We start from the raw sequence: 19,661 nt of genomic DNA, 5'->3' as shown, positions 1-19,661 counted from the left end.
GCGGGCAGACCGTTTAAAACTGGCGTATGCGGGAGACCAGGTTGCCCAGTGGGAACGGCTTGCGAACGATCTCCACTGAAAGGTTGTGTTCGGCGAGTTTTTTCTCCAGTTCGCCGGAGATATCGCCAGTGATGAGGATTACGGGGACGGATGGGTTCAGTTCACGCATCTGGCGAAGGAGTTGCACTCCATCCACGACTGGCATCCGGAAATCGGTCAGGACCAGGCTGATGTCGCGTTGGAAGCGGGTGAACATCTTCCAGGCGGACTGTCCATCGTCGGCGGTAAGGACTTCGTAGCCGACTTTGATAAGGGATGTTTTGACGGTTTCCCGCACGAGCGGGTCATCATCCACCATCAGCACGCGTTTGCGTTGTGCCGGCATGGCTTTGACTTCGGCGGTTGCATTGGCGTCGTCTGTTGCATTTGCGGATAGAAAGTGCATGGGCAGCCATGCCGTGACCTGGGTGCCTTGCTCGGGCGCGGAGGCGATATCTATCTGACCGCCGTGGAGGTAGATGATGCTGTGGCAGGCGGTCAACCCCAACCCTTGGGCGGCACCTTTAGGGCGCGTGGTGAAGAATGGTTCGAATGCGCGAACGACGGACTCCGCAGTCATGCCGAAGCCGTCGTCTGTAATACGCAGCCGGATGATGTCGTCTTCCGGCAGGCCGAGATTGGCGCATTCAGAGGGTGAAAGTTGGATCACGGCAGTTTCGACCTTGATGCGACCGCCGGTGGAGCAGCCGAAACGTGCATTATTCAGCAGATTGCGGAGGACGTGACGAAATTGCTCGGCATCACCGACAAGGGCACAAGGAGCGAGGTTTGATTGGATACTCACACCAGAGGTCGTGGGCAGGGATGACGTCCACTTGTTCACCTCATCTGCTATCAACTCGTCAAATACGATGTCCTGCGGGGAAAAACGGCGCTGCGGACGGGTGGCGAGCAAGGTCTGATCAAGTATCTTTTCTGCGCGACGGGCGGAGTTCTCGAGGGAGATGGTAAATTGTTGGCCGCTGGAGTCCGCAGGAAACTCCTCTTTGATCAGAGTGGAGTAGCCGAGGATGGGAGCCAGGAGGTTGTTGAAATCATGTGCCAGATGTCCAGCGAGCAGACCGAGGGAAACGAGCCTTTCATCGCGCGCGCAGAGATCGCTTCGGAGCGGGACCCGATGAGGTCTGGCAATAGAAGACATGAGGTGATGAAAATTCAGTGCGAGGGTTCAGGCGGGCTGTGCGCTAACACGGCGGACTTCCATCAGCAACTGGTCGAGCGGCAACGTCTTGCTCACATAGCCGGAGGCCTTCTTGGCGAGGGCCTCTTTTAGAAGTTCGTCATCGAAACCCATGCCGGTAAGGATGATGACGGGAAGTTTGGGATGGTCTTTTTTTACACTTTCGAGGAGTTCCAGGCCGTCGGCATCTGCGAGAGCGATGTCGAGAATCATCACATCCACTGAAATCTCATCGAGGGCGCGGATGGCTTCGGCGGCACTGGAGGCCGCGGTGACGGCGTAGCCGCGTTTTTGGAAATAGCTGGAAAGCAATTCACGGATGGGGGCTTCGTCATCTACTACAAGGAGGCGTTGACTCATGCTTGTTTTTTTACGCTTTGGCCGGGCTTTTGGCAAGGTCGCAGCGAAAGTGGCAAAGCGATTGCCAAAAAAAGTTCACGACGAAGGCGTGCCTGTGAAAACTGTAAAAAAACATTAAAGCGAGGTGTAATCTTAACCGATACAGACTCTTTCGCTTATCTAATAGCGACATTTTTTCAAGCCTCTTGAATGGTTGTCTTATGAGGCTGATTGGCTAATGATGTGCGCGACATGCAGTGTGAAAAGCAAGCCAAGCTGGGGTTGATCATTCCTTGTTACAACGAGGAGGAGGTCTTGCCAAAACTTTTGGCTGGCCTGGAGAAGATGCAGGAGGGGACGGATATGCACCTCAACATACTTTTCATTGATGACGGGAGCAAGGATCGGACGTTTGAGTTGATCTCTGAAGCGGCGTTGAAGAACCGGTCGATAGCGTGTCTGCGGTTCTCGCGGAATTTCGGACATCAAGTGGCAGTGGCCGCGGGGTTGCGTTATGTGGAGGGAGATGTGATCGGCGTGCTGGATGCAGACCTGCAAGATCCGCCAGAAGTGATGCTCAAGATGGTGGATAAATGGGCGGAGGGTTTCGATGTGGTTTACGGGGTGCGGCAGAACCGGAAAGAAGGTGTGATGCTGCGCGGGGCGTATGCGCTGTTTTATCGTTTGTTGAAAAGAGTGGCGAATGTGGAGCTGCCGTTGGATGCGGGCGACTTCTGTGTGATGGACCGGCGGGTGGTGGATTGCCTGAAGCGGATGCCGGAGCATGCGGCGTTCATAAGGGGATTGCGTGGGTGGGTGGGATTCAAGCAAACGGGTTTTCCGTATGACCGGGCGGCGAGGGCGGGAGGGGAATCAAAGTATGGTTTTTCCAAGCTATTGAATCTGGCGGTGCAGGGGCTGGTCTCATTTTCCTCAGTGCCGTTGCGCTTGGCGACGTGGTTTGGCTTGTTCGCCTCGGCAGTGGGTTTCTGTCTGATGATATGGGCGCTGGTGAGTGCGCTGGTGCTGGACAAGGTGCCGCCAGGGTGGGCCTCGCTGGCGGTGATGGTGCTGTTCTTCGGCGGGGTGCAACTGCTGGTGATGGGGATCATCGGCGAGTATGTGGGGCGCATCTTCGATGAGGTGAAGAACCGGCCGCATTTCATCATCGATTCCTCCGTGGGCTGGGTGGTGAAACCGGATGTGAAGCTCTAGCATCATGGAACGCGCCTACGCCGAGCAGTATTCGAACTACGAGGAGCACCACTGGTGGTTTCGTGCCCGGCGCGTGATCTTGCAGCGGTTGTTGGCAAAGGAAGTGGTGTGGCGTCCACGTATGAAGGTTTTGGAGATCGGATGCGGACCGGGGCTGAATCTTTACTCACTGTATCCGAAGGATTGTGAATTGTATGGCATGGAGCCGGATGCGGATAATGCAGGCATTGCTGGCAAACGCGGCAAGGTGCCGGTATCAGTGGGGACCGTGGAGTCGATTGCAGGGGAGCTGAGGGAGAAGCGGTTTGAGGTCATCACGATGTTCGATGTGCTGGAGCACATCCAGGATGATGCGGGTGCATTGAAGATCGTGATGGAGCGGTTGGTGCCGGGCGGGTATCTGGTGATGACGGTGCCGGCGTATCAATGGATGTGGGGCCAGCAGGATATGGTGAATCTGCATTTCCGGCGTTACACGGAGGGGCAATTGGTGGTGCGTTTGCGCGAGGCGGGTTTCGAGATTCAGCGGGCGACGTATTTCAATTCACTTTTGTTTCCACCGATTGCGGCGGTGCGTTTGCTGGCGAGGTTGTTCAGTTCAAAAGATAAACCGGCGAAGTCGGATTTTGAGTATAGCACGGGTGGGTTGAATGAGGTGTTGTATCACATCTTCAAGGCGGAGGCGGGGTGGCTGGAGAGATTCGCGTTTCCGTGCGGGGTATCGGTCTTTGCGGTGGCGAGGAGGCCGAAGTCGTGATGGACAACGCGCCGGAAAATTCAGCGACAAAGAGCAACGCTAAGCCATGGTTGCTGGGGGTAGTCGTGTTCTTGGCGGGGTTGTTGATCTTCTGGCCGGGGGTGAAGGGGGAGTTTATCTACGACGATCACGTGGATATCCGGAACGTAGATAATGTGTTCACGCCGGGGGCTTGGGTGGATCTTTTCAAGACGGCGTCGGCGCAGTTGTATCGGCCGGTGAAGTATCTTTCTTACTACTTGGATAATGTGTTGTTCGGGTGGAAGCCGGAGGGGTGGCATTGGCAGAGTTTTATCTGGCATGCGCTGAATGGGGTGCTGGTGTTTGCGTTGGCGAAGCGTTGGGGGGCTTCGGTGATCGCGGCGATGTTGGGTGGGTTGTGGTTTGCGCTGCATCCGGTGCATGCGGAGGCGGTGGTGTGGATCAGTTCGCGGGCGTCGCTGCAATCGACGTTGGGCGTGTTGTTGATGTTGTTCTTTTATGACCGGTGGCGGCAGGGGGAGAAAAAGGGGGATTTGGCGGGGTTATTGTTGGCGGGGTTTATCGGTTTTTTTAGCAAGGAGGATGCGTTGATGGTATTTCCGGTTTTAGTGTTGGTGGAGTTTTTTATTTATCGGAGAGATTTAAGCACTAAGGGGGCTCCCCTAAGCCCGGCCTTCTCCGCTGCAAGGGACGAGGGTGGAGAGCGCAATGTCATTTTCACCTTGCTGGAGTTGCTGAAGCAACGGGCGTTTTTGGTGCCGGTAATTTTGTTGGGGATGGTGGCGGTGGTTTATGTGGGGTTGCGGCAGTCGATGCTCACGGGGTTGAAGCAGGGAGGGTGGGAGGCCGGTTTCTCCGGCTGGCTCGCGACTTTGCCGGTGATCTTGACGACTTATCTGCAGCAACTGGTCTGGCCGGATCCGATGTGCATCGATCAGCCGGTGGATTATGATGAGGGTTTTGGTTTTGCATTTTGGCTCTCGGTGGCTGTGCTGGTGATTTTGGCGGGGGTGCTGATGATGAGGCGGAAAGCGTGGGCGCAGTGGCAATTCGCGATCGGGTTTTTCTTCATCACGCTGGTGCCGGTGATGGGGATCATACCGATCAATCAACCGCGGGCGGATCGGTTTCTGTATCTGCCGAGTGTGGCGGCGGCGTTTTGCGTGGCGTGGGTATGGGATTGGGCGGTGAAGCAGCGGAGGTTACGGATGGTTGCCCTTACGTTTATGGTGATGACGCTGGGGTGGTTTGGTTGGCGGTCATGGGATTATTCCAAGACGTTTCTGAATGATCGGGTGTTGTGGGAGCAGGTGATCGCGGTGAATGAGAATTCTTATCGTGGATTCGCAAATCTGGCGGCCATCGAGAATAATGCGGGGCGGCCGCAGAACGGTTTGCAGTTGATCGAGCAATCGCTGGCGATCAAGCCGGAGTATCCAGAAGGGTGGGTGATCAAGGGATACAGCTTGTCGATGTTAGGCAAAGTGGCTGAGGCTGAGGCGGAGTATAGGAAGGCGCTGGTGAGTTCGCCTGAGGAGGCACGATGGTTGTTTTTGCTGGCGGATCTGCTGGAGCGGCAAAAGAGGAATGTAGAAGCGATGGAGTTGTACGACCGTATCGCGACGGTGCGGCCGGCTTATGTGGAGGCAAGACTTTCAGCGGGTGTGCTGGCAGCAACGACAGGACAGCTCTCCAAGGCGCAGGGGCATTGGGAGGCGGTGTTGAAATATGATCCGCAGAATGAGGTAGCGCGAAAGAATTTAGAGATTTTGGCGAAGCAGAAGAAGAATGTCCAATGACCAAGCTCGAATGACGAAGGAAGGACTCAATGAGGGGTTGAAGTGACAGGTACATCACGCTCCATTTACTTGGTGACGGGCTTTTGGGAGGATTGCCATGCGTTTAGGCCGCCATCGAGGTGATATATATTAGTGAAGCCTTTGGCTTTGAATTGTTCGAGAGATTTGGTGCTGCGGCCGCCAGCAGCGCAGTGAACGAGGTAGGGTTTGGACTTGTCGAGCTTGTCGAGTTTTTCACCGAAGGTTCTGTCGAGGTAATCAATGTTTACAGCCTTGGGGATGTGGCCGTCTTTGAATTCTTCTTCGGTGCGGATGTCGAGGATGATGACGGATTTATTGGTCTCAAGGAGCTGGGTGGCGCCGGTGACATCCACGTGTTTGGGTTTCGGAGCGGTGGTGTCGGCGGCGTGGACTGCAGAGAGAAACAGGCTGAGGCAAAGGCTGGCTAGGAAAAGGTGCAATGTGGCTTTCATGTTGTTTTGATAGTAACGTAAAGAAGAATTCGGGGCAAATCTGTTCAAAAAGGGTGGTTTTGGACGAGATGAAAAAAGTTAGAAAACTGCTTGCGAGGGGAAAAGACGGTTTGCATAGTATCGACCCGCTTCACTCCCAGCGAGTGAGGCAAACAAGTGATTGTGCCAGAGTAGCTCAGAGGTAGAGCAGGGGACTCATAAGCCCTTGGTCGCAGGTTCAATTCCCGCCTCTGGCACCACTTTCTTCTTATCTTTGAGAGAGTTTCAAGTTTTCAGCGTTCAGTTTCAAGTGGCAGGCAGTCGGGATACATATACTCCAAACATCTGCCATGTTGATGTTTGATGGCTTGACTGAACTGAACCGGGGATTGCAGGTATTTGATGGCGCGTTCGCAGGCGGCTGTGGTCGGATAACCGTGTTCTATGACGCATCCACCTGGAGTCGTGACACCGCCTTCGGGTGAAACAAAAGGAGCTTCGACATCCCATGTGCCATCTTGCCAATGCAAGTACACCACGCCATCCATTGCTTCGAGAAAACCAACTTTAAGAGTGCCGCGTGAGACGGTGATCATGGATTCCGTATCGCTATCTTTTCTTTTGGCGTAGAAGCCGCGGACGTTGAGGAGCGTGATGGCCTCGTCGTAAGGGTTCGTAATCATGTTGGCGAACTGGATGACGTATCAAAGTGCTGGGGAGATTTCATGGTTTTCCAGCGAGGGGATCTAGGGGAGCGTGTGCCCGGTGATGGTGCAGCAGGGTGCGTTGTAGAGTGTCGTGTAAATGTATTTTCCCCCTTGAGGACAAAGACCGAATTGGCCCGCCCGCATATACTGCGCAGCATCAACTGGAGATACCAGATCACTATCTATCTTCTTATTTTCCAAGCCCCATTGCTGAGCAGCTCCATCCATGATTCGCAGGTTACTGTAGCAATCGTATTGGCGATGACGACGCAGGCCGAGCTTGTCACAAATCCTATCAATGATTGAATAAGGAGGCCCCTTGAAAGGGCCTGCATGAGGTAAAATGGCATGGCCGTGTTTTGAGCAGATGGTGGCGAGGGCGAGTGTACCGTAGGTGTAGTTTCCGCCATCCGGGCAACTTGGAAAGTTTCGAATGGGCAAGGCTATCGCAAGATCTATTGCAGCCGGTTCCAAGTAGGCTTGAAGGTTCTCCGCGGTAGGATAATTGGTGGTGAATTGATGAGTGTTGGTAGCCCATTTAGTGGTGGCGACATCAAGGAAGTAGAGCAGGCGCTGGCAATTGGAGGGTTGAAATGCCATCGCAGCGGCATGTCTGGCGGCGACTTCTTTCCGATCCCGATAGTCACGGTAGAAATCGAGTGTTGCCCAAGTGAGGGTAGAAAGAAGCAAAACGGAGATCAGGATGATTTTCTCGCGGCGTTGGAAGGTGGACTTCATGCCTTGGTTTCTTGTGGTAATAAAGCAATGTGCCCCAGTTAAGGCAAGCTATGAGCCGTAAAGGTGCAGCAAGGAGGATTGGAGACGATGGTGAAGGAGTATTTGCCGCCAGCAGGGCAAAGAGGGAACTGTGCTCCTTTCAACAAGTGAACAAAATCCATCGGATTCAGCGGCGCATCATCAGGACGGTTGTTTTCAACAGCCCATTGCTGAGCAGCTCCATCAAGCTGTTTCATTTCGGCGATGCAGGCGTTGACTGATGCACGAGAATTGGTTCCCAACGCAATCCGGATTCTTTCCATGAAGGAAGGTTTTGCGGGAGGCTTGGTGTAGCCCGATGGTAAAACTGTGTGGCCGTGTCGTGAGCAAGAGGTAGCCAGGGAAAGAGTGCCGTAAGAGTAAGTGCCTCCATCCGGACAGCGCGGGAATGCTCCACGAGAAAACCATGCTTTCAGATCTTTTTCAGCAGGGTAATTGGTGGTGCTTTCGTGGTTCGCCTGTGCCCAGAAAGTGGTGGCCGTATCGATGATGAAGAGGTTGCTCTGGCAAGCGGATGGTTGTGGCGGTGTAGGTATGGCTCGCAGGGCTGAGATGCGTGCATGGCTACGATAGAGATTGAAGATGAACACTAACAAAACAAGAACGGCGAGCAGTATGGTTTTCTGGCGGTGATGGAGGATGGGTTTCATGCCTTGGTTGAACCAAGGCATGAGAACAGCACTGGAGTATTTAGGCAAGCTGGTGTCCGGTATTTATTGGATGGTGTGGCCGGTGATGGTGCAGCAGGGGAAGTTGGAGGCGACGGTGAAATAGTATTTGCCGCCGGAGGGGCAGATGGGAGCTCGCCCACCGTTATGGGCACGCTCCAAAACCAGAGGGATTGAAACGGGATCACCTCCGGCTTGGTTGAATTCCAAAGCCCATTGTTCGAGTCCACCCCAAAGCTTAAACAAGTTGTTGCGGCATTGGATGGTAGCGTTGGTGCCGATTTTAGAAGCGTTTAACAGGTAGCGCGCACGCGCCTCGCGCCTGTGGAAAGCAGAGAGGAGTTTGCTGCCGGAGGGATGGCGTTGGGCTACGCCATGCAAGGGGCAAGTGGAGGCCATGGCGAAGGAACCGCGCTGGTAAGTGGCTCCAGCCGGACACGTGGGGATGATGCCATCTGGGAAGTATCGCTTGATGAGCCGATCTGGTGGGCTGCCGGCGATATCGGTGGAGTTGGTAAGAATGACTGGCTGAGTGGTAGCGGCCCAGTTCGAGATGGCCTCATCCAGGAGAAAGAGGTTCGACTGGCAAAGCGTGGGTTGTATAGGCATCGCAGAGAGATCACGGTAGCGGAGGCCCAACAACAGGAAAGTAACAGCCAAGGATACGAGCATGAATCCAAGAAGCCGTTTTCGACGGGAGCGATGCGGTGGTGATTCAGGCTGTGGGCTGGAGGCCATAAATGGTTTTCAAGACATCAGGCTTTTAGCAACTCTGTCAAATCCACGGTGCGCCAGACTTCGCGGGTGAGGCCGGTGTGGATCTTGGCGGTGACTTGCGGGCCGTTGATGCTGATGACGGTGTGGCCGGGGAGGTCGGCATACTCGAAGGATTTCACGAATTCGCGTTCCGTATCATAGACGGCGCGGCGGGTCTGCTCTGTTTCAGGGGCGTGCTTGGGTTCCACGCGGATCTGGTCGCCGGTGTATTCCTTCAATCCAGAGAGGATGTCCTTGGGTTTGGTTTCGGCAGAACCGACGACGCTGCTGACGGCGAGCTGGACGAACTTGCCGCCGCCGCGGGTGGTGCGGGTGAGGGTGTTGAATTTGTGGATGTGACCGCCGAGGACATAGGCGTTTTGTTTGCCGAGTAGTTCGAGGAGTTTTTCCCGGCGCGACTGATCTTTGGCACTGGAATAGAGATTCCAGGTGGAGCGGGCACCGTAAGGAACGACAGGGGGATGGATGGCGATGAAGCAGTGTTGTGAGTGGCGTTTGGCAAGGGCGGCTTCCAACCAATCGAGGCTTAGTTTATCGTAAGCATCGAAGCAGAAGAATTGCGCGTTTTGATGGGCGAACGTGTAGTTGCCGGAATCCAGTTTCGCCGGGCCTTGAAACGGCCTGGCTTGTTCGGCGAGGTAGGGATGGAAGATTTGTTGGAAAGCGGGCAGGGCACCATCGCCGGTGACATCGTGATTGCCTTTGGTGAAGAGGAAGGGTGCGCCGAGTTTGGATTCTTTGATGAAGTCGAGGGCTTCGCGATTTTGGCGCGCGGCGAGTTCTTCGGTGCCGCACAGGCCTTCGACGAGATCACCGACTTGCAGGACGAAAGGAACAGGCGAGGATGTGGTGTTCAGCTCCTTGATGCTTTCACGCACGGTGGCGAAGAGGCGGGGCATGAGGTCCGCAGTGATGCGGGAGTAGTTCTTGATCTGACCGAGGTCGCCGCCTTTGTGTTTCTCCAGCCAGGCCATGTCATGGTGTTCCAGGCGGTCGAAGTGGAGGTCGCCTAGGAGGACGAAGGCGAAGGATTTCGCAGGCTCGGCTGATTGCAGCGAATGGGAAAGAGCAAGGGTGCTGGCGGTGGAGAGTTGGAGAAAACGACGTCGGGTGAGGGGCGTGTTCATGGGCTGATGGTGTTATAGCAAAAGCACGGGGATGGGGGAACTGTAGAATATGTGGATGCTAAGAATCTAAGCAGCCGAGGTCGTTGGTGCTCTTCATTGTTGTTCCACTAAATGGAAAGGTGTGATAGGAAAGGACGGATCCCTACCTTGTCAGCATATGAATGATACAGAGGCGGAAAACGGGTTGTTGAAGGCGGATATGGAACGGCTTATCGCCGAAGCTGAGGACGTGCTGCAACAGGAGGAACTGGAGCGGGTGAAAGGGCGGCCGGTGGACCGGTATCAACATTCGACTGCGGTGGCGTTTTGGTGTCGGGTTTCCAGCGGGCTGGTGACCCGAGGGGATCTAGGGCGGGGATTTATGATCAAGCAATGGCAACGGATGAGTCGCGCCCGCGGCGAGGAGTTGCGCCGGGATATGGCGGCGTATGCCCGGCAGTCGGACTCGGTGCGGGTGCGGGTGTTTGTGCTGGAGATGCTCAAGGTGTTGCCGGGAAGCAAACAGACAACGGCGGAGGTTTTGCTGCCCTTGCATGTGCCAGGGTTGGAAGTGGCGGATGGGGTGGAGCATGCGTTCCGCTACCGGATCGTGCTGGCGAGTTTGTTTCATGGCGGCGGGGCGATCGGGTGGATCGAGCGGGCGGGGAGCTTTGCGCGGGAGGTGACGGCGGGGTTATAAGGGGAGGGAATGGAGGCAGGTCGTGGTGGAGGGTGGATTATGTGACATCAAGGTTGGAACGTAGATGGAGAGGCAGACGGTCGAATTCCTCGGCACTTATGTACAAGTGCCGAGGTGAGGAAAAGGTGGGGAGACGGGAGGATTCAAGTTTTAGAAGGAACCGGAAAGGGTGTCAGCGATTCGCTTTAGGATGGGATTGAGGCTGGAGGAAAGAGGGGGTTTTTCCGGTGAAGGGGCAAATGGACAGTTGCTTGATGTTGATGCTCAAGGGGTTCCGATCAGGAGAAATAATTGATAAAAGTAATTTGACGAATGACGGCTGCAGGAGGATACTCTTGGCAGGTCAAAAGCTTGACCTAATGAGGACCAAGGCACCTCAAAAGTCCCTGAAAAGACTAAATGAAGGAGTGCCGTGTGCGGAGATGGTGAAAAGGAGGAAATATGAGGATTAAAGAAGCGGAAAATTGCGGGGAAAACATCGAACATCGAACGCCCAACATCGAACATCGATTGAAGGGAAAAAAGGGGCGAAAATAGATGCAAAAAAAGTTCTCGCGTGAAAGAGGGGGTTTACGCAACATGCGCCCTTCGATTCCGCGGTTGCGGCCGTGCTGACAATGAAAGCTAAGATCATCATCACTCCGAAGAAGGCAGTTCTCGACCCTCAAGGTCAAACCGTTGAGCGTGCGTTGGCCCATATGGGTTACACGGGCGTAGGACGGGTTCACGTGGGCAAGTATCTCGAGATCGAGGTAACGGGCGACAAGGAGACGATCCGTCGCCAGCTCGACGAGGCGTGCCACAAGTTTCTGAGCAATCCGGTCATCGAGGATTACAAGCTGGAGATCGTTGACTAATTGAACGAAGGCCAACGCTGGCTTATCTCAAATAGACATGAATTTTGCGGTCCTACAATTTCCGGGTTCGAACTGTGATCAAGACTGCGTGCACGTCTTGAAGAACGTGCTGGGCCACTCGGCCAAGCTGGTCTGGCACAAGGACACCACACTCGGCGACGTGGATGCGGTGCTGGTGCCGGGCGGTTTCAGCTACGGCGATTATCTGCGCACGGGCGCCATCGCGCGTTTCAGCCCGGTGATGCAGGCCGTGCAACAATTCGCCGCGAACGGCGGTCATGTGCTGGGTATCTGCAATGGTTTCCAGATCTTGTGCGAAGCCGGGATGTTGCCGGGCGCGCTGGTGCGTAACCGTTCATTGCAGTTCCGTTGTGAGCCAGTCTATCTGAAGACGGTGACGAAGAACTCGGCGTTCACGAACAAGATCGCGGACGGCAAGATCATGCGTGTGCCGATCGCCCACGGTGAGGGGTGCTACTTCGCGGACGAAGAGACGTTAGTGAAGATGAATGCGAACGGGCAGGTGCTCTGGCAGTATTGCGACGTGAACGGGAATCTGACGGATGATTCGAATCCGAATGGGTCCCTGCAAAACATCGCGGGTGTGTGCAACGAGGCGAAGAATGTGGCCGGACTGATGCCGCATCCAGAACGCGCGAGCGAGTCGATTTTGGGTTGCGAGGACGGCAAGGCGATCTTTGAGAGCCTGATCCAAGCGTTGCAGAACAAGGGTGCTGCGAAGGCAGCGTGAGGAATTTTTAACCACAGATGGACACAGATAGACACAGATGGGAAAAGGCGAAGAAAGCCGATACCGCTGTGGAAAGTGTGAGACGGATGTGGAATGAATTGATGACAAGTGTTTGGGCATTCGAGGGTGCAGTTGTTTCGAGTGCCGATTAGAAAATAGTTTTCAAATGACGGAACCCGCCATCACTCCAGAGTTGGTCAAGAAGCATAACCTGACGCCGGACGAGTACGCCCGCGCCGTCGAAATCCTCGGGCGTGAACCGAGCTATACCGAGCTGGGCATCTTCTCGGTGATGTGGAGCGAGCACTGCTCTTACAAGAACACACGTCCGGTGCTGAAAGGTTTTCCGACGAAGTCGCCGAAGATCCTCGTGGGTGCCGGTGAGGAGAACGCAGGCATCATCGACATCGGTGACGGGCTGGCGATCGCGTTCAAGATCGAATCACACAACCATCCGAGTGCGGTGGAGCCTTTCCAAGGCGCGGCGACGGGTGTGGGCGGCATCATTCGCGATATTTTCACAATGGGTGCGCGTCCGGTGTGCGGACTGAACTCGTTGCGCTTCGGTAATCTGGAATCGCCGGAAGTGAGGCATCTGTTCAGCGGTGTGGTGGAAGGCATCGCGCATTACGGCAACTGCTTCGGCATCCCGACCATCGGTGGCGAAGTTTATTTCGATGATTGCTACGCGGGCAATCCGCTGGTGAACGCATTCTGCCTCGGCGTGTTGCGTCACGAGCAGATCGCGCGTGGTGCGGCGAAGGGTATCGGTAATCCGGTGTTCTACGTGGGACCGGCGACGGGCCGTGATGGTCTGGCGGGTGCGGCGTTCGCTTCACAAGATTTAACGGATGAATCCGCTGAGCAACAGCGCGGTGCGGTGCAGGTGGGCGATCCGTTCATGGAGAAGCTCGTGCTGGAAGCCGTGCTGGAATTGCTCGCGACGGATGCGGTGACGGGTATCCAAGACATGGGCGCAGCGGGCTTGACCTGCTCGACGTGTGAGACGGCGGCTCGTGCGGGAACGGGTATCGAGATCGAACTCAACAAGGTGCCGCAGCGTGGACCGAACATGAGCTCCTACGAGATCATGCTTTCGGAATCGCAAGAGCGCATGCTCGTGATCGTGAAGAAGGGTCGCGAGTCCGAAGTGCAGCGTATTTTCGACAAGTGGGATTTGCCGTGGGCGGAAGTCGGTGTGGTGACGGACACGGGCCGCATGGTGGTGCGTCACGGGGGCAAGATCGTGGCGGACATTCCGGCTAAGAAATTGGCGGATGACGCGCCAGTGTATCAGCGCGAATCGCGTGAGCCGGCTTACCTGCAAGCGGTGCGAGCGTTCACGCTCGACAAGATCCCGACGATCTCTAATCCGACGGAGAATCTGAAGTCACTGCTCTCCTGGCCTTCGATCGCATCGAAGAACTGGGTGTATCGTCAATACGATCACATGGTGCGCGATGGTTCCGTGGTTTGCCCGGGATCTGATGCAGCGGTGATCCGCATCAAGGGTGATTCGCTCCCGGTGTTGCCGGCGTCTTCCACAAAGAACAACGATAACGTGCCGGATAAATTCATCGCGATGACGGTGGATTGCAACGCCACTTACGTTTATCTCGATCCGTATGAAGGCGGCAAGATCGCCACGGCGGAAGCGGCGCGTAACCTCGCTTGCTCGGGTGCGATCCCGCTGGGTTCCACGGACAATCTGAATTTCGGCAACCCGCACAATCCGGAACTGTTCTATCAGTTGAAGGAATCAGTGCGCGGTATCGCGGAAGGTTGCACGGTGTTCAATGCACCGGTGACGGGCGGCAACGTCAGTCTCTACAACCAGAATCCGCAAGGTGCGATCGATCCGACGCCGACGGTGGCGATGGTGGGCATCATCGAGAAGGCGGAACATATCACGACGCAGTGGTTCAAGGACGAGGGCGATGCGATCATCCTGCTCGGCGACCTCGTGGACGGCACGGACCCGCTGCAAGGCTTGGGTGGTTCAGCATACTTGAAGGTCGTGCATGGTCAGAAGACCGGCACGCCGCCGAAGTGCGATCTCCAGAAGGAGAAGGTGTTGCACGATACGATCCGGGCGCTGATCTACACGGGCGATGTGAAGAGCGCGCATGATTGCAGCGAAGGCGGCTTGGCCGTGGCGATCGCGGAGTCCTGCATCTCGGGCTATGAAGCGCGCAATACACCGCGCTTCCGTGGTGCGACGGTTGATTTGAGCGCCTTTGACAAAGCGCGTCTTGATGCGATTCTCTTCGGCGAAGCGCAAGGTCGTATCGTGATCAGCGTGGCGAAGATCAATGCGGTGAAAGTCGTGGAACGTGCTAAATTGCTGGGTGTGTCCGCGACGGTCATCGGCAGTGTGGGCGGTTCGGACCTGGCCATCAAGGCGGGCGGGCAGGATCTGAAGTGGGCGTTGAGCGACCTGCACGATGGCTGGTGGAACAGCATCGCGCGGGCTATGAAATAACGGTTCGGAGCTAACTGGTGACGGCACATAAGTGTTTTCACTGAGAATTTTTCTCCACCTTGACTCAGGCGCAACGTCCTGAGATTCAAGGGGAGGTAACTGATGCAGCACTACCCGAAACATTATTGCGGCGTATTCGGCATTTACGGGCATCCTAATGCAGCCGAACTGACGTACTACGGCCTCTATGCCCTCCAGCACCGCGGACAAGAAAGCGCGGGCATCGTCACTTGTGACGGCGAGCAGTTTCGCGAACACAAGGGCATGGGATTAGTGCCGCAGATCTTCCAAAACGATGCGCTGAAGAACCTCTCGGGTTCCATGGCGGTCGGGCACACGCGGTATTCCACCACGGGTTCTTCGCATCTGCGGAACGCCCAGCCGCTCACGATCGATTGCTGGCGCGGACGTATCGCGATCGCGCACAACGGCAATCTGACGAACGCCAGTGTCTTGCGTGATGAACTGGAAGCGAAGGGCCAGATTTTCCAGACGACGGTTGATAGCGAGATCATCCTGCACCTGATGGCCCAGCCGACTTTGGGCGGCGTGGATAACAATCTCGTGCAGACCTTGCGTCGCATCGAGGGTTCCTACTCGCTCGTCATCATGACTGAGCAGGAGCTCATTGGCGTGCGCGATCCGCATGGTTTCCGTCCGCTGTCTATCGGTCGGGTAGGGGATGCCTATGTGCTCGCCAGCGAGACTTGCGCGTTCGATCTGATCCAGGCGAAGTTCGTTCGCGATGTGGAGCCGGGCGAGATCGTTATCATCAACAAGAACGGGCTGAAGAGCATCCAGGCGTTCCCGGATCATCAACGGCGCGCGTTCTGCGTGTTCGAGTATGTTTACTTCGCGCGCCCGGACAGCAATATCAACGGGCGCAATGTCTATCGCACTCGTGTGGAGATGGGTCGCCAACTGGCGCGTGAATTTCCGATCCAGGCTGATGTGATTGTGCCGGTACCGGATAGCGGTAACTGCGCTGCGCTCGGTTACTCGCTCGAATCCGGCATCCCGTATGAGATGGCCTTCGTGCGTAATCACTACGTCGGACGAAGCTTTCTCCAGCCGTCGCAATTGATCCGCGACTTCAACGTACGCGTGAAGCTGAACCTCGTAGGCGAACTCGTGAAGGGCAAACGCGTGGTGATCGTGGATGATTCCATCGTTCGCGGCACGACCTGCCGCACGCGTGTGAATAGTTTGAAGGAAGCAGGTGCTACAGAAGTGCACGTGCTCGTCTCTTGCCCGCCGCACAAGAATCCGTGCGTGTATGGCATCGACTTCCCGGATCGCAAGAAGCTGATGGCAGCGAATTATACGATCGATGAGATCCGCGATTATCTAAATGCGGATTCGCTCGGCTATCTGTCGCAAGATGGCATGGTGGCCGCTACGAAGTTGCCGAAGAGCAGCTTCTGCATGGCTTGCTACGATGGGGATTATCCCGTGCCGTATGATGCGAATGTGGACAAGCACATCATTGAGATACGTCGTCAACGCGCCGAAAGTCTGGGAGATTCGTTGTTCAAGGATGAGCAGCAGCCGAAATTGCTGTAAGAGAAATTTTGATCTGATTTGAAATGAAGAAGAAAGCATACGCCGCCGCTGGTGTAGATATCGATCTGGGCAATCGCGTGAAAGCGACCTTGCCGCAATTACTCGCCTCCACGCACCGTAAGGAAGTTCTCGGTAAAGTGGGTGGCTTCGGTGGTCTCTTCGCGCTCGACGTGAAGAAATATAAGCAGCCGATTCTCGTGTCCTCAGTGGACGGCGTGGGCACGAAGCTCAAGCTGGCCTTCGCGATGGACAAGCACGACACCATCGGTGAGGACCTCGTGAATCACTGCGTGGATGACATCGCGGTGCTCGGTGCGGAGCCGCTGTTCTTCCTCGATTACCTCGGTACTGGCAAACTGGAACCTCACGTTTTCACAGATGTCATCAAAGGCTTCGCACGTGCTTGCGCTTACAATAACTGCTCGCTCATCGGTGGTGAAACGGCGCAGATGCCGGGCTTTTATCAACCCGGCGAGTATGATGTCAGCGGCACTATTGTCGGCGTGGTCGAGAAGTCCCGCATGCTGGATGGGCAAAAATCCATCAAGAAAGGCGACGTTGTCATCGGCATCGAATCGAGCGGCCTGCACACGAATGGTTACTCACTGGCCCGCAAGATTTTCTTCGAGACGCTGAAGTTGAAGCCGAAGAGCAAGGTCGCGGAACTGGGCAATACGATCGGTGATGAATTGCTGAAAGTTCACGTGAGCTACAATGTGGCGGTGCAAACTCTGTTGAAGAAGTTCAACAAGGACGGCAAACCGAATGCAGTGAAAGCGTTCGCGCACATTACGGGCGGCGGTTTCATCGACAACATCCCGCGCGTGCTGCCGAAGAATTGCGATGTCATCATCCGCAAGGGCACATGGGACATGCTGCCGATCTTCAAGATGATCAAGGAAAAGGGCGGCGTGGACGAGGCCGAACTGTATCAGGTCTTCAACATGGGCATCGGCATGGTGACCATCGTTTCCGCGGATAAAGCGGATGCGGCCTTGAAGACGATCAAAGCCGCGAACCACAAGGCGTGGATCATCGGTGATATCGCCAAGGGCACCGGCATCTCGCAAGTGGTCTGATAGTTTTTATTCTTTTAAAAACGGGCGGGCCTGGGCCATCCAGTTCCGCCCTTTTTGTTTTTTGTCACGATTCACTGGAATGTCCTCATTGGTTCAATAGAAGTGTAGAACATGGCAGGAGAGGAATTGTGCGATCGGTCTTTTGAGAGAATATTGATCTTGTGAGAAAACCAAAAGCTTGTTGGCTGCTTTTACTATTGATCCTGATTGGTGCAGGGTGCCAAAGCTATCCTGCGCGCTATGTCGCTGTGCAGCGGGATTTAGAGTATGGACGTCCAGAGGGGAAGGTTTTGGATCTGGATATTTATTTGCCAAAGCACGCGACGAATCGGTTGCCAGTCATAATCTGGATTCATGGTGGCTCCTGGAAATCAGGGAGCCGCTATCCTTGTCCGCTGGCGTTTCTGGCGAAAGATGGGATGGCCGTCGTCAGTATTGAATACCGGCTCATGGATGACGCTCCGTTTCCCGCCCAGTTATATGATTGCAAAGGTGCCATCCGTTGGCTGCGTGCGAATGCCAACCGGTTCAATCTTGATCCTGAGCACGTGGCAGTGTTTGGGGCCTCGGCAGGTGGGCACCTGGCCGCGCTGATCGGGACCACGCCGGAGGTGAAGGAATTGGAAGGGGATGTAGGCGGCAACCTTGATCAGTCCAGCCGCGTGCAGGCAGTCTGTGCGTTTTATCCGCCAACCGATTTGGATCGCTTGATCACAAATAAGGACGAGCGACGTTCGCCTACCAGTGATATCGGTCGATTGCTCGGAGGATCGTTGGAAAAGAATTTGGACAAGGCGGCCAAGGCGAGTCCCATGCGATACATCACGCCCGATGATGCACCTTTCTATATTCTTCACGGCGATAAAGACGACATGGTGCCCGTGGAGCACAGCAAGTGGTTGCATGAAGCGTTGCTAAAGGCCGGTGTGGAATCGACCCTCTACATTGTGCCGAACAAAGGACACGCCATCGGTGCGCCTCGGGAAGCTCACCAGCAGATCACGGCATTCTTCAACCGGCATTTGAAGGGTGAGGAAAAATAGGAAGCGGTATAGATGTTGTTAAATGTGCTTTCCCAGATGTGGCTTAAGCGATTGAATCGGGGCGCATGAAGTTATTGGTCATCGGTTCGGGTGGTCGGGAACACACGTTGGTGTGGAAGCTGGCGCAGTCGCCCCAACCGACGAAGATGTGGTGCGCGCCGGGCAATGCGGGTATCGCGGAGGAACGCTTGGCTAGCAATGGCAGCCTCGTGGAGTTGGTGGCCATCAGTGCGGAGGATTTGCCCAAGCTGTTGTCGTTTGCGTTGGAGCATAAGCCAGATCTGACGGTCGTGGGGCCGGACAATCCGCTCGGCATGGGCATTGTGGATCTGTTCCAGAGCAAAGGCTTGCGCATCTGGGGGCCGAATAAGAAGGGCGCGGAATTTGAGGCTTCCAAGGTTTTTACGCAGCACTTTATGGAACGTCACGGCATCCCAACGATGAAAGCCGCGACCTTCTCGGATGCGGCGAAGGCGAAAGAATTCGCGCGCAGCCTGGATGGGCGTTGCGCGGTGAAGGCCGATGGTCTTGCGTTGGGCAAAGGTGTGTTGCTGACGACTTCCGTTGCGGAGGCGGATGCAGCCATCGATGAGATCATGGTGGGCAAGGCGTTTGGTGCGGCTGGAAATAATGTCGTCATTCAGGAATTGCTAGAAGGCATGGAGCTTTCTTTGCACGCGATCGTTGATGGCAAGACGGCGAAACTTTTTCCAACTTCGCAGGATCACAAACGTATTGGCGATAACGACCAAGGTCTGAATACAGGCGGCATGGGCACGTATTCGCCGGCGCCATTTCTGACCGATGCCGAGTTGCAAGCAGTTGGTAAAGCGATTTTGGACCCGTGGTTGAAGGGCTGCCAGGCGGAGGGGATTGATTATCACGGCATCATTTATCCCGGCGTCATGCTGACGAAGAGCGGTCCGAAGGTGATCGAGTTCAATGCGCGTTTTGGCGATCCAGAAACGCAGGTGTATCTGACGCGTTTGGAGAGCGATCTGGTGAAAATCCTGAATGCCAGCGTGGATGGCACCTTGGATAAAACGGCGATGTATTGGAGTGCGATGGCTTCCGTCTGTGTGGTGATGGCCTCGGGCGGTTATCCGGGCAGTTATCCGAAAGGGAAAATCATCACCGGGTTGGACAAGGCGAATGCACTGCCGAACACGAAAGTATTCCATGCGGGAACAGCCTTGAAAGACGGTCAGGTAGTGACGAATGGCGGACGTGTTCTTGGTGTGACTTCTTGGGCGCCAACACTTAAGGAGGCGCGGGAGACGGCGTACAAGGCCGTGGCCTTGATCCATTTCGAAGGCGCTCATTTCAGACGGGACATTGCATCCAAGGCACTTCGCTGAGATAGTATG

General features: G+C 55.3%; 19 protein-coding genes and 1 tRNA gene. 12 read left to right on the top strand and 8 right to left on the bottom strand.

What is annotated here, in order from left to right; genetic code table 11:
• Window positions 1-13 precede the first annotated feature (13 nt).
• Window positions 14-1,201 (bottom strand): response regulator, encoded by a 1,188-nt coding sequence (locus tag VGH19_16470; GenBank protein HEY1172964.1) that lies wholly within the window; start codon window positions 1,199-1,201, stop codon window positions 14-16.
• A gap of 27 nt (window positions 1,202-1,228) precedes the next feature.
• Window positions 1,229-1,600 carry a response regulator gene (locus tag VGH19_16465; GenBank protein HEY1172963.1) on the bottom strand — a complete coding sequence of 124 codons (372 nt, stop codon included), beginning with the start codon at window positions 1,598-1,600 and terminating at the stop codon, window positions 1,229-1,231.
• Window positions 1,601-1,831: 231 nt separating this feature from the next.
• Between VGH19_16465 and VGH19_16460 the strand changes: the two genes are divergently transcribed.
• Genes VGH19_16460 through VGH19_16450 form a run of 3 tightly spaced genes read left to right on the top strand, consistent with a single transcriptional unit; the run spans window position 1,832 to window position 5,332 of the window.
• Entirely contained in the window at window positions 1,832-2,794 is a 963-nt protein-coding gene (locus VGH19_16460) for a glycosyltransferase family 2 protein (protein HEY1172962.1), read from the top strand.
• Window positions 2,795-2,798: 4 nt separating this feature from the next.
• On the top strand, window positions 2,799-3,551 hold the full coding sequence (locus tag VGH19_16455) for a class I SAM-dependent methyltransferase (protein HEY1172961.1): 753 nt from the start codon (window positions 2,799-2,801) through the stop codon (window positions 3,549-3,551).
• Window positions 3,482-5,332: a tetratricopeptide repeat protein gene (locus VGH19_16450; protein HEY1172960.1), complete on the top strand. Its 1,851-nt coding sequence runs from the start codon at window positions 3,482-3,484 to the stop codon at window positions 5,330-5,332. The genes VGH19_16455 and VGH19_16450 overlap by 70 nt, the downstream gene beginning before the upstream one ends.
• Before the next feature lie 65 nt (window positions 5,333-5,397).
• On the opposite strand, the gene VGH19_16445 is transcribed toward VGH19_16450, so the two are convergent.
• A complete protein-coding gene (locus VGH19_16445) occupies window positions 5,398-5,805 on the bottom strand; it encodes a rhodanese-like domain-containing protein (protein ID HEY1172959.1) in 408 nt (135 codons plus the stop codon).
• Between the two features lie 164 nt (window positions 5,806-5,969).
• Between VGH19_16445 and VGH19_16440 the strand changes: the two genes are divergently transcribed.
• Window positions 5,970-6,044: transfer RNA gene (locus VGH19_16440), tRNA-Met, on the top strand.
• Between the two features lie 33 nt (window positions 6,045-6,077).
• On the opposite strand, the gene VGH19_16435 is transcribed toward VGH19_16440, so the two are convergent.
• From VGH19_16435 to VGH19_16415, 5 genes are all read right to left on the bottom strand, one after another.
• Window positions 6,078-6,467, bottom strand: a complete 390-nt coding sequence (locus VGH19_16435) for a hypothetical protein (protein ID HEY1172958.1) — start codon at window positions 6,465-6,467, stop codon at window positions 6,078-6,080.
• Window positions 6,468-6,530: 63 nt separating this feature from the next.
• Window positions 6,531-7,229, bottom strand: a complete 699-nt coding sequence (locus VGH19_16430) for a hypothetical protein (GenBank protein HEY1172957.1) — start codon at window positions 7,227-7,229, stop codon at window positions 6,531-6,533.
• A gap of 38 nt (window positions 7,230-7,267) precedes the next feature.
• Window positions 7,268-7,918, bottom strand: a complete 651-nt coding sequence (locus VGH19_16425; protein HEY1172956.1) for a hypothetical protein — start codon at window positions 7,916-7,918, stop codon at window positions 7,268-7,270.
• Window positions 7,919-7,981: 63 nt separating this feature from the next.
• Complete coding sequence (locus VGH19_16420; GenBank protein HEY1172955.1) at window positions 7,982-8,608, bottom strand: hypothetical protein; 627 nt, start codon at window positions 8,606-8,608, stop codon at window positions 7,982-7,984.
• 83 nt (window positions 8,609-8,691) lie between these two features.
• Window positions 8,692-9,840: a metallophosphoesterase gene (locus VGH19_16415; GenBank protein HEY1172954.1), complete on the bottom strand. Its 1,149-nt coding sequence runs from the start codon at window positions 9,838-9,840 to the stop codon at window positions 8,692-8,694.
• A 157-nt stretch (window positions 9,841-9,997) separates the two neighbouring features.
• Here VGH19_16415 and VGH19_16410 point away from each other — a divergent pair, with 157 nt between their 5' ends.
• The 8 genes from VGH19_16410 to purD all read left to right on the top strand — a co-directional run bounded on the left by VGH19_16410 (window position 9,998) and on the right by purD (window position 19,652).
• Window positions 9,998-10,519: a hypothetical protein gene (locus tag VGH19_16410; GenBank protein ID HEY1172953.1), complete on the top strand. Its 522-nt coding sequence runs from the start codon at window positions 9,998-10,000 to the stop codon at window positions 10,517-10,519.
• A gap of 617 nt (window positions 10,520-11,136) precedes the next feature.
• Window positions 11,137-11,376, top strand: a complete 240-nt coding sequence (gene purS, locus VGH19_16405) for a phosphoribosylformylglycinamidine synthase subunit PurS (protein HEY1172952.1) — start codon at window positions 11,137-11,139, stop codon at window positions 11,374-11,376.
• A 37-nt stretch (window positions 11,377-11,413) separates the two neighbouring features.
• The gene (gene purQ, locus VGH19_16400; GenBank protein ID HEY1172951.1) at window positions 11,414-12,127 is read left to right on the top strand and encodes a phosphoribosylformylglycinamidine synthase subunit PurQ; all 714 of its coding nucleotides are present in this window, start codon (window positions 11,414-11,416) and stop codon (window positions 12,125-12,127) included.
• 166 nt (window positions 12,128-12,293) lie between these two features.
• The gene (gene purL / locus VGH19_16395) at window positions 12,294-14,609 is read left to right on the top strand and encodes a phosphoribosylformylglycinamidine synthase subunit PurL (protein ID HEY1172950.1); all 2,316 of its coding nucleotides are present in this window, start codon (window positions 12,294-12,296) and stop codon (window positions 14,607-14,609) included.
• A gap of 102 nt (window positions 14,610-14,711) precedes the next feature.
• Window positions 14,712-16,172 carry an amidophosphoribosyltransferase gene (purF, locus tag VGH19_16390; protein HEY1172949.1) on the top strand — a complete coding sequence of 487 codons (1,461 nt, stop codon included), beginning with the start codon at window positions 14,712-14,714 and terminating at the stop codon, window positions 16,170-16,172.
• A 23-nt stretch (window positions 16,173-16,195) separates the two neighbouring features.
• On the top strand, window positions 16,196-17,251 hold the full coding sequence (purM, locus tag VGH19_16385; protein ID HEY1172948.1) for a phosphoribosylformylglycinamidine cyclo-ligase: 1,056 nt from the start codon (window positions 16,196-16,198) through the stop codon (window positions 17,249-17,251).
• A gap of 248 nt (window positions 17,252-17,499) precedes the next feature.
• Window positions 17,500-18,294: an alpha/beta hydrolase gene (locus VGH19_16380; protein HEY1172947.1), complete on the top strand. Its 795-nt coding sequence runs from the start codon at window positions 17,500-17,502 to the stop codon at window positions 18,292-18,294.
• Window positions 18,295-18,359: 65 nt separating this feature from the next.
• A complete protein-coding gene (purD, locus tag VGH19_16375; protein ID HEY1172946.1) occupies window positions 18,360-19,652 on the top strand; it encodes a phosphoribosylamine--glycine ligase in 1,293 nt (430 codons plus the stop codon).
• Window positions 19,653-19,661: the final 9 nt, after the last annotated feature.

The sequence above is a fragment of the Verrucomicrobiia bacterium genome (genome assembly GCA_036405135.1).
Taxonomy (GTDB): domain Bacteria; phylum Verrucomicrobiota; class Verrucomicrobiia; order Limisphaerales; family JAEYXS01; genus JAEYXS01.
Note: the sequence above shows the minus strand (reverse complement) of the source record. Positions and strands in the feature narration are given on the sequence as shown.